The 14,649-nt window shown below is 73.5% G+C and carries 16 protein-coding genes; 8 read left to right on the forward strand and 8 right to left on the reverse strand.

What is annotated here, in order from left to right; genetic code table 11:
• Positions 1–56: 56 nt before the first annotated feature.
• Genes IH25_RS0124605 through IH25_RS0124620 form a run of 4 tightly spaced genes read left to right on the forward strand, consistent with a single transcriptional unit; the run spans position 57 to position 3,267 of the window.
• On the forward strand, positions 57–464 hold the full coding sequence (locus IH25_RS0124605) for a hypothetical protein (RefSeq protein ID WP_030614562.1): 408 nt from the start codon (positions 57–59) through the stop codon (positions 462–464).
• On the forward strand, positions 451–1,593 hold the full coding sequence (locus tag IH25_RS0124610) for a WD40 repeat domain-containing protein (protein WP_157847004.1): 1,143 nt from the start codon (positions 451–453) through the stop codon (positions 1,591–1,593). The genes IH25_RS0124605 and IH25_RS0124610 overlap by 14 nt, the downstream gene beginning before the upstream one ends.
• A gap of 53 nt (positions 1,594–1,646) precedes the next feature.
• Entirely contained in the window at positions 1,647–2,678 is a 1,032-nt protein-coding gene (locus tag IH25_RS0124615) for a phosphatidylinositol-specific phospholipase C domain-containing protein (protein ID WP_030614568.1), read from the forward strand.
• A 37-nt stretch (positions 2,679–2,715) separates the two neighbouring features.
• A complete protein-coding gene (locus IH25_RS0124620) occupies positions 2,716–3,267 on the forward strand; it encodes a glycoside hydrolase family 25 protein (RefSeq protein WP_030614570.1) in 552 nt (183 codons plus the stop codon).
• 40 nt (positions 3,268–3,307) lie between these two features.
• On the opposite strand, the gene IH25_RS0124625 is transcribed toward IH25_RS0124620, so the two are convergent.
• Together IH25_RS0124625 and IH25_RS0124630 are read right to left on the reverse strand one after the other, a co-directional pair.
• Positions 3,308–3,970 (reverse strand): NADPH-dependent F420 reductase, encoded by a 663-nt coding sequence (locus IH25_RS0124625; RefSeq protein ID WP_030614572.1) that lies wholly within the window; start codon positions 3,968–3,970, stop codon positions 3,308–3,310.
• 115 nt (positions 3,971–4,085) lie between these two features.
• On the reverse strand, positions 4,086–5,078 hold the full coding sequence (locus IH25_RS0124630; protein WP_030614579.1) for a zinc-dependent alcohol dehydrogenase family protein: 993 nt from the start codon (positions 5,076–5,078) through the stop codon (positions 4,086–4,088).
• A gap of 104 nt (positions 5,079–5,182) precedes the next feature.
• Here IH25_RS0124630 and IH25_RS0124635 point away from each other — a divergent pair, with 104 nt between their 5' ends.
• Positions 5,183–6,106 carry an AraC family transcriptional regulator gene (locus IH25_RS0124635; RefSeq protein WP_030614581.1) on the forward strand — a complete coding sequence of 308 codons (924 nt, stop codon included), beginning with the start codon at positions 5,183–5,185 and terminating at the stop codon, positions 6,104–6,106.
• Positions 6,107–6,234: 128 nt separating this feature from the next.
• On the opposite strand, the gene IH25_RS0124640 is transcribed toward IH25_RS0124635, so the two are convergent.
• A complete protein-coding gene (locus tag IH25_RS0124640) occupies positions 6,235–6,939 on the reverse strand; it encodes a FadR/GntR family transcriptional regulator (RefSeq protein WP_030614583.1) in 705 nt (234 codons plus the stop codon).
• Between the two features lie 206 nt (positions 6,940–7,145).
• Between IH25_RS0124640 and IH25_RS0124645 the strand changes: the two genes are divergently transcribed.
• Both IH25_RS0124645 and IH25_RS0124650 read left to right on the forward strand, forming a co-directional pair.
• Positions 7,146–8,831, forward strand: coding sequence for a 2-isopropylmalate synthase (locus tag IH25_RS0124645; protein ID WP_030614584.1), 1,686 nt, complete (start codon positions 7,146–7,148; stop codon positions 8,829–8,831).
• Complete coding sequence (locus IH25_RS0124650) at positions 8,828–9,616, forward strand: ABC transporter ATP-binding protein (RefSeq protein WP_030614586.1); 789 nt, start codon at positions 8,828–8,830, stop codon at positions 9,614–9,616. Before IH25_RS0124645 ends, IH25_RS0124650 begins: the two co-directional genes overlap by 4 nt.
• A 57-nt stretch (positions 9,617–9,673) precedes the next feature.
• On the opposite strand, the gene IH25_RS0124655 is transcribed toward IH25_RS0124650, so the two are convergent.
• Entirely contained in the window at positions 9,674–9,886 is a 213-nt protein-coding gene (locus IH25_RS0124655) for an EF-hand domain-containing protein (protein ID WP_030614589.1), read from the reverse strand.
• A 59-nt stretch (positions 9,887–9,945) separates the two neighbouring features.
• Positions 9,946–10,857, reverse strand: a complete 912-nt coding sequence (locus IH25_RS0124660; protein ID WP_030614592.1) for a MerR family transcriptional regulator — start codon at positions 10,855–10,857, stop codon at positions 9,946–9,948.
• Between the two features lie 52 nt (positions 10,858–10,909).
• Between IH25_RS0124660 and IH25_RS0124665 the strand changes: the two genes are divergently transcribed.
• Positions 10,910–11,551, forward strand: a complete 642-nt coding sequence (locus IH25_RS0124665; protein ID WP_030614595.1) for a GNAT family N-acetyltransferase — start codon at positions 10,910–10,912, stop codon at positions 11,549–11,551.
• 96 nt (positions 11,552–11,647) lie between these two features.
• Here IH25_RS0124665 and IH25_RS0124670 read toward each other — a convergent pair whose 3' ends face one another.
• The 3 genes from IH25_RS0124670 to IH25_RS0124680 form a co-directional block, all read right to left on the reverse strand.
• Complete coding sequence (locus IH25_RS0124670; RefSeq protein ID WP_030614598.1) at positions 11,648–12,151, reverse strand: ATP-binding protein; 504 nt, start codon at positions 12,149–12,151, stop codon at positions 11,648–11,650.
• A 320-nt stretch (positions 12,152–12,471) separates the two neighbouring features.
• Positions 12,472–13,239, reverse strand: coding sequence for an enoyl-CoA hydratase/isomerase family protein (locus tag IH25_RS0124675; protein WP_030614601.1), 768 nt, complete (start codon positions 13,237–13,239; stop codon positions 12,472–12,474).
• A gap of 81 nt (positions 13,240–13,320) precedes the next feature.
• Entirely contained in the window at positions 13,321–14,544 is a 1,224-nt protein-coding gene (locus IH25_RS0124680; RefSeq protein ID WP_209445363.1) for a L,D-transpeptidase, read from the reverse strand.
• Positions 14,545–14,649: the final 105 nt, after the last annotated feature.

Genomic DNA, 14,649 nt, shown 5'->3' on the forward strand with positions numbered 1-14,649 from the left:
CGACCACACCGTCGCAAATAGCTTTTTTCGCGTCACTCAGCGCTACGATCCCTAGCGTGATCGACCTGTACCCCGCGCTGTGGGGACTGCTCGGCAGCAGTGTGGCCGAAGCGCTCAACCTCTCGGCGCTGATGCGTCCGGCGGGTCCGCGCAGCCGGTGGCGCTGGCCCTGGCGCACCCGTGCCGACCGGCCGGTGATGCTGGTGGCCATCGGGCTGCGGCTGTTCGCCGGGTTCGGTCTCACCGCGGCGCTGGGGAACTCCGGTCAGCTGCCGAACGCGACCGCCGCGTTCGCCGTGGGGGTGACCACCCCGCTGGTCGTGGCGAAGTTCTTCCAGGCGATCCCGATCACCGGCGCGGGCGCGGGTCAGCAGCCCGAGCCCCCGCTGCCCACCGCCCGGCAGGCCGGCGCGGATGCCGAAGAGGCGCTGTCGCAGCCGAGGGGGTCCAGTGCTGCGAGCTGACAGCGCGCTCGGCCGTTTGGTGCTGGCGCTGGCCGCGCGCCCTGCCGACCTGCGGCCGGTGCGGCGCGCGGGCCCCGGCACGCGGCTGATCGCCGCCCTGGGGACGCGCCCGGTGCCGGTGGCGACGGCGCCGGTCCCGGCGCGGCACCGGCTGGGGTCCCGGGGCCGGTGGTTTCCGGGGCTGCTCACCGCCTGGCTGGCCGCCCTGACGTGCCTGACGGCCGCCGCCGTGCTGCCCGGACCCTGGCGGGAGCTGACGCCGGGGCAGGCCCAGGCGCCCGGCCCGGAGCACTGGAGGCTGACCGCGGCCGGCCGGCTCGGTCCGCGCGGGCGGGCCGAGGCGCTGGCGTTCACCCCGGACGGGCGGCTGCTGGTGACGGTCACCCGGTCCGCGGCCAGCACCTGGGACGTGGCGGATCCCGGGCATCCGAAGCGGGTCCCGGTCCAGGCGGGCGTGCGCCGGGTGACGGCCGCGACGACGAGTCCCGACGGGAGCACGCTGGTGGCGGCCGGGGGGGCGGACGTGCGGGCGCTCGCCGTCGGCTCGGGAGTGACCCGGTGGTCCGTCGACGGTGCCCCGATGGAGGTGAAGGCGGTGGCGGCGGACCGGGACCGGGTCGTCTTCGCCGACTCGGGCACGACCGGCTCCGCCCGGCTGGCGGAGCTGCGCCTGGACACCGGACGGCCGCTGCGGCTGACCACCCTGAGCCGGCTGCGCCAGGCGGTCGCCGCCGCCCAGTTCTCCGCCGACGGCCGCACCCTCGCCGTCGCCGGCGCCGAGGGGGCGGTGCGGCTGTGGGACGTGTCGGATCCCCGGCACCCCGAGGCGGCGGGACCCGCCTTCGGCGGTCCGGAGGGGGGCACCACCGCGCTCGCCTTCAGTCCCGACGCCCGGCTGCTGGCGACCGTCGACTCCGCGCGGACCGTGCGGCTGTGGGACGTCACCGACCGCGCGCGTCCGCGCCCGCTGGGCCGTCCGCTCGGGGACGGGGCCGAGCCCGTCACCGCGCTCGCCTTCAGCCCGGACGCCCGGCTGGTGGCCACCGTGGGGGCCGATGGAACGGCGAGCCTGTGGTGGCGCTCGCCGGTTATGGAGGCCGATGTTCCTCCAGGGGCTACCACGCGGTAACCGATCAGCCCTAGGCTGCCGCCAACTCGGCGTCGGCGAAGGGGAGTTCGGTTATGCGTGGTGTGATACGGCTGGTGGCGCTCGCGGGGGCCGCCGCGGTGCTGGCGGTGGCGCCGGTGAACGCCCAGGCGGCGTCACCGAAGTTCTCCCAGACGACGGCCATCGGCACGCACAACGCGTACGAGAAGGACAAGTACCCGTACTTCGCGCAGGCATTGGACTCCGGGGCCTCGCTGCTGGAGCTGGACGTGTACGTCGACAGCGTCAGCCACCGCTGGCGGGTCAGCCACGGCAACCCGCTGGGCAACGACAACAACTGCGAGGCCGCCAAGACGCCGAGCGAGCTGTACGGCAAGAGCCGTAACCAGGACCTCGGCAGCTGTCTGGACAACATGGCCGCCTGGAACCGGCTCCACCCCGACCATCCGCCGATCGTCGTCAAGGTGGAGATGAAGGTCGGCTTCAACGACAAGGCGGGCATGGGTCCGGACGAGTTCGACACGCTCGTCGCACAGAAGCTGGGCGGTGACGTCTACAAACCGGCGGATCTGCTCGGCGGCACCTACGCCACGCTGGACGCGGCGGCGAAGGCCGACGCCTGGCCGGCCCGGGACGCGCTGAAGGGCAAGTTCCTCTTCGACCTGATCCCCGGCACGGTGGAGCAGGCCAACCCGTTCGACAGCTACTGGACGGACGAGGAGTACGGCGACCATCTGCGCGACCTGTCCGCGGCCGGGAACATCTCCGCTGCCCAGGCCTTCCCCGCCGTGCTGGGCGCGGCGAACGGCGACCCGCGCACCAGCCGCTACGACGCCTCGATCCGCCCCTGGTTCGTGTTCTTCGACGGCGACGCGGCGACCTACGTCAACAACGGGTACGACACCTCGTTCTACTCCGCGAACCACTACATCCTGATCGCCACCGACGCCCACAACGTGTCCCCGGCGATCTCCTCCACCACCCCCACGGACGCCGAAGTCGCCGCCCGGCTGGCGCTGTTGGCCAAGGGCCATGCGAGCCTGATCACTTCGGACTGGTCGGCGAAGTCCGCGTCCGTACTCGGTTCGGTGACGACCCGGGGCTGAATGTTCCGGCCACGGGCGCACAGGGCACAACCCCTGCATGCTCCATGGCATCGACGTCAGCGCCTTCCAGTCCTCCTATGCCACGGACGGCCTCTCCTTCGTCTTCATCAAGGCGACGGAGGGCCGTTCGTACGTCAACCCCAGGCTCGCCGCCCAGACCAAGCGGGGGCGCGACGCGGGCCTGGTCGTCGGCTTCTACCACTTCCTGTGGCCGGGCCACATCACCGCCCAGGCCGAGTACTTCCTGCGCCACGCCCCGGACCGCCCCGGCGACGTCCTCGCCGTCGACTGGGAGAACACCGGCGAGGGGACCCACGCCAGCAACGCGGAGAAGGACCGCTTCATCCGCAAGCTGAAGGACCTGCGGCCGGACAACCGGGTCGTGCTCTACTGCAACCGCCACTTCTGGCTGAACATCGACACCACGTCCTACGCCGGGGACGGGCTGTGGATCGCCGACTACGTCGCCGCGGGCAAGCCCCGGATCAAGGCCAAGTGGCGGTTCCACCAGTACACCAGCGAGCCCCACGACAAGAACGTGGCCCATTTCACGGACAGGGACGACCTGCGCGACTGGGCCACGCCCTAGCTGCCGGGCGGCGGGCTCTCCCGGTGCCTCCGGGTACCTCTCAGTACCGGAAGTCCGCCGGGCGCTGCGGGGACGCCTCGCGCAGGGCCTTCCGCACCGCGTCCACGCCGGCCCGCAGGCCGTAGACCGGGGTGTCCGGCTGCTGGCGCCAGGAGTCGTCGATGCCGCCGGCGTCGACCGTGTCGAAGCCGAGTTCGTCGATCAGGGCCCGCACCTTCGCCTTGGCGGCCTCGTCGTCCCCGGCGACGGGCAGCGCCATGCGGTCGGGGTGACCGGCGGGCAGCGGGCGGTCCAGGATGTCCTGGGCGTAGGTGCCGTTGAACGCCTTGATCACGGGGTGGCCGAGGTGCTGTTCGACCCAGCGGCTCTCGGTCAGGCCCCCGTCCTCGATGGCGTCGATCCGGCCGTCGCGCTGCTTGGGGTAGTAGTTGTTCGTGTCGATCACCGCGACCCCCTCGGCCGCCCCGTCCAGCAGGCCCGCGGACAGGCCCGGGACCGCCTTCAGGGGGACGGTGACGACGACGACCTCGGCGCCCTCGGCCGCTTCCTCGGCGCGCACCGGGGTCGCGCCGGTCTCCTGCGCCAGGTCCTTCAGCGTCTCGGGGCCGCGGGAGTTGGCGACGGAGACGTCATGGCCGAGGGCGGTGAGCCGCCGGGTGAGGTTGCCGCCGATGTTCCCCGCGCCGATGATGCCGATCTTCATGGCCGACCTTCCGACTATTTAATGCATGTGCATCTTCTGTCGTCCTGGTCAACCGTGCGGGCGGCCGCCCTATTCCGGCCGCCGGACCGCCGAGGACAGCGACCGTCGGGCGCCCTCAGACCCGTACGACGATCTTGCCCGTGTGGGTGTTGGACTCCATCAGCCGGTGGGCGTCCGCCATGCGCTCCAGGCCGTCGAAGACCTCCCCGATCACCGGGCGGAGGCTGCCGTCGGCCAGGCCCGCGGCGAGGTAGCGGGCGGCGCGCCGGCGGCCTTCCGGGCTGCCGGTGAGGATGAGGTTGTTGTAGCCGTGGACGGTCAGCGGCCACTGCATGGGCAGTTCCGTGGGGCGCTCGGACAGCCAGCCGTAGCTGATGAACAGGGCGTCCTCGGCCGCTGCCGGGCCCAGTTCCCGCAGGTACGGCCCGCCGATCGCGTCCAGGACGATGTCGGCGCCCCGGCCGCCGGTCAGCCTCCGGGTCGCCTCGGTCACCTCCTCGCGCCCGGTGACGACGACGTGCTCGGCGCCGAGGTCGAGCAGCGCCTGCCGCTTGTCGGCGGTGCGGGTGGTGGCGATCGGCACCGCCCCGGCCCGCCGGGCCACCTGGATCGCGGCGGTACCGACCCCGCTGGACGCTCCGGTGATCAGCACCCGCTGTCCGGCCGCCAGCCGGCCGCGCTCGACCAGGGCGCCGTAGGCCGTGGTGTAGGTGAGCCAGACGGCCGCGGCGGTGACCGCGTCGAGGCCGGCCGGGCGGGGGACCAGAGCGGACTGCGGCAGCAGGACGTGGTCGCCGTACACGCCGTGGGTGTCGAGGCGGAAGTTGGCCGCCGACAGCACGAGGTCGCCCGGCGCGAAGGCGGTCACCTCCGGGCCGGCCGCCGTGACCACACCGGCCGCCTCGTAGCCGTTGCGGGCGCCGGGCAGCGTCGGCTGGTAGAAGTACGTGCCGGAACGGAGCATCGCCTCGGCGCGGTTGAGGCCCAGCGCCTCGATGCGCACCAGGACCTCGTCCGGGCCGGGAGCGGGCAGGACGGTCTCCTCGACGGTGAAGACGTCGGGGCCGCCGATTTCATGAAAAAGCACTGAACGTGCGGTGGTTGGCATGCCGTCGACGCTACGGGGGCCCGGGGAGACGTTCCATGTCCCTCGGTCTCGGTTTCCTGTCCGATCGTCTTCCACCGGTGGACCCCGGCGGCTAGGGTCGCCGCATGGACGTGCTGAGCGATGTCGTCGCCGCCATGCGCACCGGCCGGCCGCACTCGGCGCGCCGCTACAAGTACGCCCCCTGGGGCCTGCGCTGGGGGGACTCCGACGAGGCCGGGTTCCATGTGATCCTGCGCGGCTCGGCCTGGCTGCTCCCCCGGGACGCCGAGCCGGTGGCGCTGGCACCGGGCGATGTCGTCTTCCTCGCGCACGGGCAGGGGCACGGGCTGGCGAGCAATCTCGACGTGCCGCTGCGGGACGCCCGGCTGCTGCCCGACGGCACCTGGGACGGCCCGCCCGAGGTGGCGGGCGAGGGCTGCCCGGACACCATCACCCTGTGCGGGACCTACCGGCTGGACCGGGAGCGCTCACACCGGCTGCTGGCGGAGCTGCCCGAGGTGGTGCACCTGCCCGCCCGGGTGGGCGGCCACCGCTCGCTGCGGGCGGCGGTCGAACTGCTCGGGATGGAGCTGGAGGAGCAGCGGCCGGGCACCGACGCGATCGTCACCTCACTGCTGGACACCCTGCTGCTGTACATCCTGCGGGCCTGGTGGGAGAGCGAATACGCGGCGGGCCGGGTGCGGGGCTGGGCGGCGGCGCTGGCCGACCCGGCGGTCGCGGCGGCGCTGCGCGCGATCCACGCCGACCCGGCCCGCCCCTGGACGGTGGCCCGGCTGGGCCTGGAGGGCGGGCTGTCCCGCGCGGCGTTCGCCCGCCGGTTCACGGAGCTGGTGGGCGAGCCGCCGCTGACGTATCTGACCTGGTGGCGGATGACCACGGCCGACCGGCTGCTGCGCGACGAGGGCCTCTCCCTGCGCGAGATAGCCGAACGCACCGGCTACACCTCGGAGTTCGCCTTCGCCAAGGCGTTCAAGCGGGAGTACGGGGTGTCCCCGGGCCGGCACCGCCGGGCGGCCGCGGCGGGGTGAGCGGACGGGCCACGGCGGGCGAACCGGGGCGCCCCCAGCGGACGGACTGCGGCGGGTGAACCTGGACGCGCCGAGCCGGGGCCCCGGAGCGGACCGCCCTACGCGCCGGCCGGGAACACCCGCACCGGCTACGCCCCCTCCGCGCTCCCCTCCCGCAACAGCCGCAACGTCGACTCCAGTTCGGCCTCCAAGACGGCCGCCGCCGTCTCCGGGTCGCCGGCGACGACCGCCTCGACCAGGCCGGCGTGGGCGTGGTCCCCGGTGCCGGGATCGGTCTCGCGCAGGCTCGTGAGGTCCAGGACGGCGATCAGGCCCTCGCGCAGGACGGGGACGAACTCGGTGAACAGGTCGGACAGGACCGGGTTGTGGGCGGCGGTGACCACGGCCGCGTGCAGGGCGATGTCGGCCTCCACGAACGCCGCGTCGTCGGCGGTGGCGGCCGCGCGGCGGCCCTCCACCGCGGCCCGCAGCGCGGTGACGTCCTCGGGGGTGCGGCGGGCGGCGGCGAGCCGGGCGGCCTGCACCTCGACGCCCATGCGGACCTCGTACACATCGGTGACCGCGGCCCGGCGCAGCCGGGTGGGCCAGTCCTCGGCGGGCTCGGTGGCGATGACGAAGACGCCGGCGCCGTGCCGGGACCGGACCAGCCCCGCGCCGGCGAGGGCGCGCAGGGCCTCGCGGACCGTGGAGCGGCCCACCCCCAGCTCCTTGGCCAGCGTGGTCTCGCCGGGCAGCTTGCCGCCGACCGGCCAGTGTCCGGCCGCGATCTGCTCGCGCAGGCGCTGGGTGGCCTGTTCGACCAACGGGCTGGGGCGGAGGGCGCCGAGCGGCATCGAGGTCACCAACTTGTGCGGGGGGTACGGGGCTTGCACAGCGATTCTGACTTGTCTGAGGAGCTGAGGAGTCGCTAGCGTACCCCGCATGTTCCGCGGTCTGCTTCTTCTCGGCTGCCGCGGCGGGGTCTGACGCGACCGGCGCCCCGCCGCGGGGCTCCGTGCTGCCGGTCACCGTCCGACCGAGCCGAAGGCCACAGCCGACGATGACCACCGCCCCCGACCTCTTCAATCCGCAACGGCCCAGCCGCATGCCGTACCACCGCTACCGCCCCTACCAGGACCGCGTGCACGTCCCCGCCGGGGACCGCCGCTGGCCCTCCGCCCGTATCGAGCGCGCCCCGCTGTGGGTCCCCGTCGACCTGCGCGACGGCAACCAGGCGCTCGCCGAACCGATGGACACCCCCCGCAAGCGCCGCTTCTTCGATCTGCTGGTGGCGACCGGCTTCAAGGAGATCGAGGTCGGCTACCCCTCCGCGAGCCGGACGGACTTCGACTTCGTACGGCACCTGGTTCAGGACGGGGCCGTACCGGACGACGTGACGCCCGTGGTGTTCACGCCCGCCCGGACCGACCTGATCGACCGGACCTTCGACGCGATCGCCGGGCTGCCCCGGGCGGTCGTGCACCTGTACATCGCGACCTCGCCGGTGTGGCGGGACGTGGTGCTCGGGCGGGGCCGGGACGAGGTGTGGCGGACCGTGCGGGAGGCGGCCGGGCACATGGCCCGGCGGGCCGGTGACACCCCCGGCATCCGCTTCCAGTTCTCCCCCGAGACCTTCAACCTCACCGAGCCCGACTTCGTGCTGGAACTGTGCGACGGACTCACCGATCTGTGGGACGCGAGCCCCGACCGGCCGGTGATCCACAACCTGCCCGCCACGGTGGAGATCGCCACCCCGAACGTCTACGCCGACCAGATCGAGTACATCCACCGCAACCTGTCCCGTCGGCGGTCCGTCATCCTCTCCGTCCACCCGCACAACGACCGCGGTACGGGCGTGGCCTGTGCCGAACTCGCCGTGCTGGCCGGGGCGCAGCGGGTGGAGGGCTGCCTGTTCGGCAACGGCGAGCGCACCGGCAACGTCGACCTGGTGACCCTGGCCCTCAACCTCTACGCCCAAGGGGTCGACCCGATGGTGGACTTCGGCGACATCGACGCCGTACGGGAGACGGTGGAGCACTGCAACCGGCTGCCCGTGCACCCCCGGCACCCGTACGCCGGCGAGCTGGTCCACACCGCCTTCTCCGGCACCCACCAGGACGCCATCAGCAAGGGGCTGGCCCACCACGCCCGGCGGGCGGCCGAGGCGGGGCTGAGCGAGCGGGAGGCCCCGTGGGAGGTGCCGTACCTGCCCGTCGACCCGGCCGACCTCGGGCGGTCCTACGAGGCGGTGATCCGCGTCAACTCCCAGTCCGGCAAGGGCGGGGTGGCGTACCTGCTGAAGCGGTACGCGGGGATCGACCTGCCGCCGGACATGCGGCCGGAGTTCGCGCGGATCGTGCAGGAGGCGACGGACGACAGCGGCCGGGAGGCCACGCCGAAGGAGCTCCACGAGCTGTTCCGGGCGGCCTATCTGACCGAGGGCGCGGTACGGCTGCACGCCTGGTCGGCGCACGAGGAGGCGCCCGGCGTCCACCGCTTCGTGGGCACGCTGGAGGCCGGCGACCGGGTCGGCGACCACGAGGGCACGGGCGCCGGTGTGGCGACCGCGTTCGCCGACGCGCTGGCCGGTGCCGGTCTGGAGGTGGAGATCCTGGACTTCGCCCAGGGTCCGGCGGCGTCCTTCGCCCGGTGCCGGGTCGCCGGGGTCACGGCCTGGGGCGCGGGCACGGGACCGTCGGCCACGGTGCGGGCGGTGCTGTCCGCGGTGAACCGGGCGGTGCGGTGAGGGAGGTACTGCGCGCCGAGGACGTCCATGTCGTCCGGGACGGGCGGCCCCTGCTCCAGGAGGTGTCGCTGACCGTGCGGGCCGGTGAGCACTGGGCGCTGCTCGGCCCCAACGGGGCGGGCAAGTCCACGCTGCTCGGGCTGCTCGGCGCGGTGGTGCATCCGACCCGGGGCACGGTGGAGGTGCTCGGGCACCGGCTGGGCCGGGTGGATCTGCGGGAGTTGCGGACGCTGGTCGGACATGTCGACCCGCGCCATCCGCTGACCTCGCCGCTGCGGGTACGGGACGTGGTGCTGACCGGGGCGACGAACTCCGTCGAGCCGGTCCCCCGGTGGCGGCCCACCCGGGAGCAGCGGGAGCGGGCCGAGGCGCTGCTGGCCACGCTGGGTCTTGGCGGGCTGCGGGACGCGCGGTGGCCGACGCTGTCGCAGGGGCAGCGCGGCCGGACGCTGATCGCGCGGGCGCTGATGCCCGAGCCGCGGCTGCTGCTCCTGGACGAGCCGGCGACCGGCCTGGACCTGCCCGGCCGGGAGCTGCTGATCGAGGCCCTGGAGGAGGTGCGGGCGGAGCGTCCGGAGCTGGCGACGGTGCTGGTCACGCACCATCTGGAGGAGTTGCCCGCGGGCACCACGCACGCCGTGCTGCTGCGCGGGGGGCGGGTGCTGGCCTCGGGTCCGGTGGGCCCGGTGCTCACCGGCGACCGGGTCGGCGCGTGCTTCGGGCTGCCGCTGACGCTCCAGCGGCACGAGGGCCGCTGGAGCGTGCGGATCAGGCGCGCGCGGTGACGGGGTGACGCAGGGGTGCCCGGTCCGCTCGGACGGGCACCCCCCGCCGCCTCGGGGTCACTTGTTCAGGTAGGCCCAGAACTCGTCGAACGACAGGACCTTGTCGCCGTTGAGGTCGCGGGACTTGATGATGGCCTCCGCGACCGTGTCGGTGACGTTCCAGTCACCCTGCTGCGCCAGGGCGGACTTGAACTCCGCGGCGGTGATGAATCCGTCACCGTCCGCGTCTATCCGCTGGAACTGCTTGCGTGCTTCCTCGATGTCCGCCACCGATCCGCCCCTTTTGCTCGTGTTTCTCATGCCGTGCTGGCGTACTGACGCTGGTCAGATTAACGGCCCGCACGAGCGCGGAGTGCGGCGACCACCCACGCGAAGTCCTCGGCGTGCGGCGGGGCGGGCTGCCGGTTCACCACGGCGAGCAGTTCCCGGTAGCGGGCCACGCGCTCGTCGAAGCCTGCCGTCATGCGCTCCAGCACCTCGGCCCGGTCGGCGTCGCCGAACAGGTCGTCCAGCACCTCGTCCGCGCCGGGGCCCGTGGGGTCGGTGCCGCGCTCACGGGCCGGCGCCACCAGCTCCACCAGCCTCCTGGCGAACCACAGGGACCGCCCGCGCGGCTCCCCGGGCCGCCGGTCGGCCGCGTTGAACTCGACGGCCCGGCGCATCAGCGCCCGGAACTCCGGGTCCTGGAGCATCTCGGCCAGCTCCACCCAGGCGTCGACCTCCTCGGGCGTGGGGTCGTCCGCCAGGTGGACGGTGGTGCGCCGGATCCGCTCCTGGATCTCGGGATCCACGGTGTCCAGTCCGTGCAGCGTCTCCGTCACGAACTCCTCCATGATGCGCTGCCGTTCGGCGGCGGACAGCCGCGCGAGCTTGTTCACGATGGTCGTCTCCTCTGCCTCGGCGCCCCGTCGGGCCACGGTCGACAGCACCGCGCGGGTCACCTTCAGCGCCCGGATCCGCGCGTCCAGCGCCGCCACGTGGGTGGCCGCTACCTCCGCCACGGTCCGCTCGCCGGCCAGCACCGTGCGCACCTCGTCCAGGCCGAGCCCGAGTTCGCGCAGGGTGCGGATCAGCTCCAGCCGGGCCGCGCCCGCGGCGTCGTAGAGCCGGTAGCCGCCCAGGGAGCGGGCCGCCGGGGCGAGCACGCCCTCGTCGGACCAGAAGCGGATGGTGCGCACGCTCAGCCCGGTCGCCCCGGCCAGCTCGCCGATGGTGAACAGCCTGGTGCCGTCGTCGCTCATGTCTGGGAGTCTGGGCCTTCCAGTGGGTGGAGACTCAAGGGAGGACGGGGACGTGGAGACCCTGCGGGACATTCTGGACGCGGCGGCTGCGGGCCGCTTCCCGCCGGCGGACGGCGCCACGACGGTGCTGCCGCAGCCCTCGCCCCGGGACGCCGGGGTGCTGTCCTTCACCGCGCACACGGTGGTCTTCACCGACGAGGATCCGGCGTGGGTGTACGAGACCCTGCGCGCGGTGGACTGCGACCCGCTGGCCGCGTCGATGAGCCCGCGCTTCCTTGCCGCCCTGCTGGAGCGGACCGGGCGCACGGCGGAGACGATCGACGCGGTGCTGGTGGGCGACCCGCTGCCGGGCGAGCCGTCGTGCGCGCTGCGCGAGATCGAGGACCCGGCGCATCCCCGGATCGCCTACGCGCGCCGGCGCCGGGACGGGGTGCGGGCCTGGGCCGCCGACGGCGGGGTGCTGGCGCTGGGGCGCGGGGTCGCCGGGCGGCTGGAGGTGTCGGTCGAGGTGGACGCGGGCGCCCGGCACCGGGGGCTCGGTCGGCTGCTGGTGACCGCCGCCCGGCAGCTGGCCGGGGAGCCGCTGTGGGCGCAGGTCGCCCCCGGGAACGCCCGTGCGCTGCGGGCGTTCCAGGCGGCGGGGTACCGGCCGGTGGGCGCGGAGCTGCTGCTTCAGCGCGAGACGCCGGTGTGACCGGCCCCGCCGGGGGCGCGCGCCGGTGCGGGTGCCGGCGGCGTTCGCCGCGGAGTCGTAGCCGCCGGGCAGGCCACAGCCGCCGTGCCGTCGGCTCTACCGGTCGGCGACGCGCATCTCGAACCACGTGGTCTTGCCGCGCGGCAGCAGGTCCACGCCCCACCGGTCGGACAGCTTGTCCACGAGGAAGAGTCCGCGTCCGCTGACATCGGTCTCCTGGACCGGCAGCAGACAGGGCAGGGCGCGGGAGGGGTCGCGGATCTCCACCCGGATCCAGCCGGGGCGGCGCCGCATGCGCAGGCCGAAGAGGCGGGCGCCGGTGTGCCGTACGGCGTTGCCGACGAGTTCCGACACCAGCAGCACGGCGTCCTCGGCGAGTCTGGGGCTGAGCCGCCAGGTGTGCAGGACCACGACCTGGGCGAGCCGGCGGGCGCTGGCCGCGGATTCCGGGCGGGACGGCAGCGGCACCTCCGCCTCCGTCGGGTCGCCGAAGAGTTCGAGCGCCTTGACCGCTTGTTCGTCAGCGACCGCGGGCGACCAGCGTGCCGCGGCTGCACGGCCGTGTCCCCGTGGCTGTTCGTTGCCCTCCAGCCCCGCCATGCCCCCATGATGGCCGTCCGGAGCCGTCTTGGGGGGCGTTCCGCAGGAATACCCCCGGCGGGCATCCTCGATCCGGCCCTGTCCAAGAGCATATGCCGGGGGCATGAAAACGTCCGACAGGGCCCCGCTGACCTGCGGCGACGGCTCACTTTCCGGCAAGCGTCGGACTCCCTCGGCGGCACGGTTCCAGGGCTGCCCCAAGGCTCCCACAAACCGCCCCAACGGGGGACTCGGGAATAGGACAACGCGTCAACCCGCCGTGGTCCGGTGGCGGTCGGCGGAGCGGGACACGCCCGCCCCACCGGCCGTTCACCCACCCGTCAGACGAACTTCGCCTTGCCGGGGCCCTCCTCCACGAAGCTGCGCATGCCCCGCTCGCGGTCCTCGGTGGCGAACAGGCCCGCGAACCAGTTCCGTTCCACGGCGAGCCCGGTGTCGATGTCGGTCTCCAGGCCGGTGTCGACCGCCTCCTTGGCCGCGCGCAGCGCGATCGCCGGGCCCTTGGCGAGCCGCGCGGCCCAGGCGTGCGCCTGCTCGTACACCTCGGCGGCCGGGACGACCCGGTCCACCAGGCCGATCGCGAGGGCCTCGTCGGCCTTGACCTGTCGGCCCGTGAAGATGAGGTCCTTGGCCCGGGAGGGGCCGATCAGCCGGGGCAGCCGCTGGGTGCCGCCGGCGCCCGGGATCAGCCCGAGCAGGATCTCGGGCTGGCCGAGCTTGGCGTTGTCGGCGGCGATGCGGTAGTCCGCGCACAGGGCCAGTTCGCAGCCGCCGCCGAGGGCGTAGCCGGTGACGGCGGCGACGACGGGCTTGGGGATGCGGGCGACGGCGGTGAAGGCGTCCTGGAGGGCACGGGCGCGCCGGATCATCCCGGCGTGGTCCATGTTCTGCATCTCCTTGATGTCCGCGCCCGCCGCGAACACCCGCTCGCCGCCGTAGATGACCACGGCGCGTACCTCGTCCCGGCGGCCGGCCTCCTCGGCCAGTTCCTTCAGCCGGTCCTGGGTGGCGATGTCCAGCGCGTTCATCGGCGGCCGGTCCAGCCGCAGGGTGCCGACGCCTTCGGCGACTTCGAGAGTGACGGTCATGGGCCTCAGGTTAACGGGCACTAACGCGGACGGGCCCGGTGCCGTAGGTCACAGCACCGGGCCCGTCGCGTCAGCCGGGGCTCACTTCTTCCATTCCGCCCAGGACATGTTCCAGCCGTTGAGGCCGTTGTCCGGGGCCACCGTGCGGTCGTGGGAGTTCTTGACGACCACCACGTCACCGACGATCGAGTGGTTGAAGAACCAGGCCGCCGGGACCGAGCTGTCGTAGCCGCCGCGCACGTCGCGCAGGCCCACGCAGCCGTGGCTGGCGTTGTAGTTGCCGAAGGCGCCGCCGCCCCAGTAGTTGCCGTGCAGGAAGGTGCCGGAGGTGGTCAGGCGGATGGCGTGCGGGACGTCCTTGATGTCGTACTCGCCGCCGTAGCCGACGGTCTCGCCGTTCATGCGGGTGACGGTGAGCTTCTCGCTCATGACCATCTGGCCGTTCCAGGTGTCGTAGCCGGGCTTGCCGGTGGTGACCGGGATGGTCTTGACGACCTTGCCGTCCTGGGTGACCTTCATCGTGTGCTTGGCCGCGTCCACGATGGAGACCTGGTTGCGGCCGATGGTGAACTTCACGGTCTTGCGCTGCTTGCCGTAGACGCCGTCGCGGCCCTCGACGCCGTCCAGGTCGAGGTCGACGGTGACCTTGGTGCCGGGCTTCCAGTACTTCTCGGGGCGGAAGTCCAGGCGGTCGTTGCCGAACCAGTGGCCCTCGACCTCCACCGCGGGCTCGGTCTTGACGCGGATGGCCTTCTCAACGTCCCCGGGGTGCGTGATGCCCCGGGTGAAGCGTATGGAGAACGGCATGCCGACGCCGACGGTGGCACCGTCCTCGGGCGTGAAGTAGCCCATGAAGGTGTTCTTCGGCGTCAGCGTGGTGAACGTGGAGTCCTCGGCCGCCCGGCGGCCCGCGGAGTCCTCGGCGACCGCGTGCACCGTGTACTTGGTGCCGGCGGCCAGATGGGTCGACGGCGTCCAGGACGCGCCGCCCGCGCCGATGGCGCCCTGGACCTTCGTGCCCTTCTCGTCCTTGACGGTGACCTCGGTCAGCTTGCCCTGGGCGACGCCGACCTTGAGGGCGCCGCTGGTGTCCACGCCGGTGGCGCCGGCCTTGGGCGCGATGCTGACCGCGGCCGTGGACTGCGCGTCCTTCCCGTCCCCCTTGCCCTTCCCCTCGCCGGAACCGGCCCCGGAGTCTCCGCCCCCGCCGCACGCGGCGAGCGACAGCACCAGGGCCCCGGCTATCAGCGCCAGTCCCCCACGGCCCCGCCGCCCCCGAGTCGACGCCCCCGCTACAGGCCGCATGTTCAAGTTGTTCTCCCCTCGCCGGACCAGGTCGTCCCCGGTCCGCTCCCCACCACATATGTGCGCGCATATTAACTGCCTGGATGCGCGCCCGGCGCGGGGCGA

The organism is Streptomyces achromogenes subsp. achromogenes (assembly GCF_000720835.1).
Classification (GTDB): Bacteria; Actinomycetota; Actinomycetes; order Streptomycetales; family Streptomycetaceae; genus Streptomyces; species Streptomyces achromogenes.

Bases quoted from the DNA above. Each gene is read 5' to 3' on its own strand.
- IH25_RS0124615 (WP_030614568.1), top strand. From the start codon at position 1,647: ATGCGTGGTGTGATACGGCTGGTGGCGCTCGCGGGGGCCGCCGCGGTG.
- IH25_RS0124620 (WP_030614570.1), top strand. From the start codon at position 2,716: ATGCTCCATGGCATCGACGTCAGCGCCTTCCAGTCCTCCTATGCCACG.
- IH25_RS0124625 (WP_030614572.1), bottom strand. From the start codon at position 3,970: ATGAAGATCGGCATCATCGGCGCGGGGAACATCGGCGGCAACCTCACC.
- IH25_RS0124630 (WP_030614579.1), bottom strand. From the start codon at position 5,078: ATGCCAACCACCGCACGTTCAGTGCTTTTTCATGAAATCGGCGGCCCC.
- IH25_RS0124635 (WP_030614581.1), top strand. From the start codon at position 5,183: ATGGACGTGCTGAGCGATGTCGTCGCCGCCATGCGCACCGGCCGGCCG.
- IH25_RS0124640 (WP_030614583.1), bottom strand. From the start codon at position 6,939: ATGCCGCTCGGCGCCCTCCGCCCCAGCCCGTTGGTCGAACAGGCCACC.
- IH25_RS0124645 (WP_030614584.1), top strand. From the start codon at position 7,146: ATGACCACCGCCCCCGACCTCTTCAATCCGCAACGGCCCAGCCGCATG.
- IH25_RS0124660 (WP_030614592.1), bottom strand. From the start codon at position 10,857: ATGAGCGACGACGGCACCAGGCTGTTCACCATCGGCGAGCTGGCCGGG.
- IH25_RS0124670 (WP_030614598.1), bottom strand. From the start codon at position 12,151: ATGGCGGGGCTGGAGGGCAACGAACAGCCACGGGGACACGGCCGTGCA.
- IH25_RS0124675 (WP_030614601.1), bottom strand. From the start codon at position 13,239: ATGACCGTCACTCTCGAAGTCGCCGAAGGCGTCGGCACCCTGCGGCTG.
- IH25_RS0124680 (WP_209445363.1), bottom strand. From the start codon at position 14,544: ATGCGGCCTGTAGCGGGGGCGTCGACTCGGGGGCGGCGGGGCCGTGGG.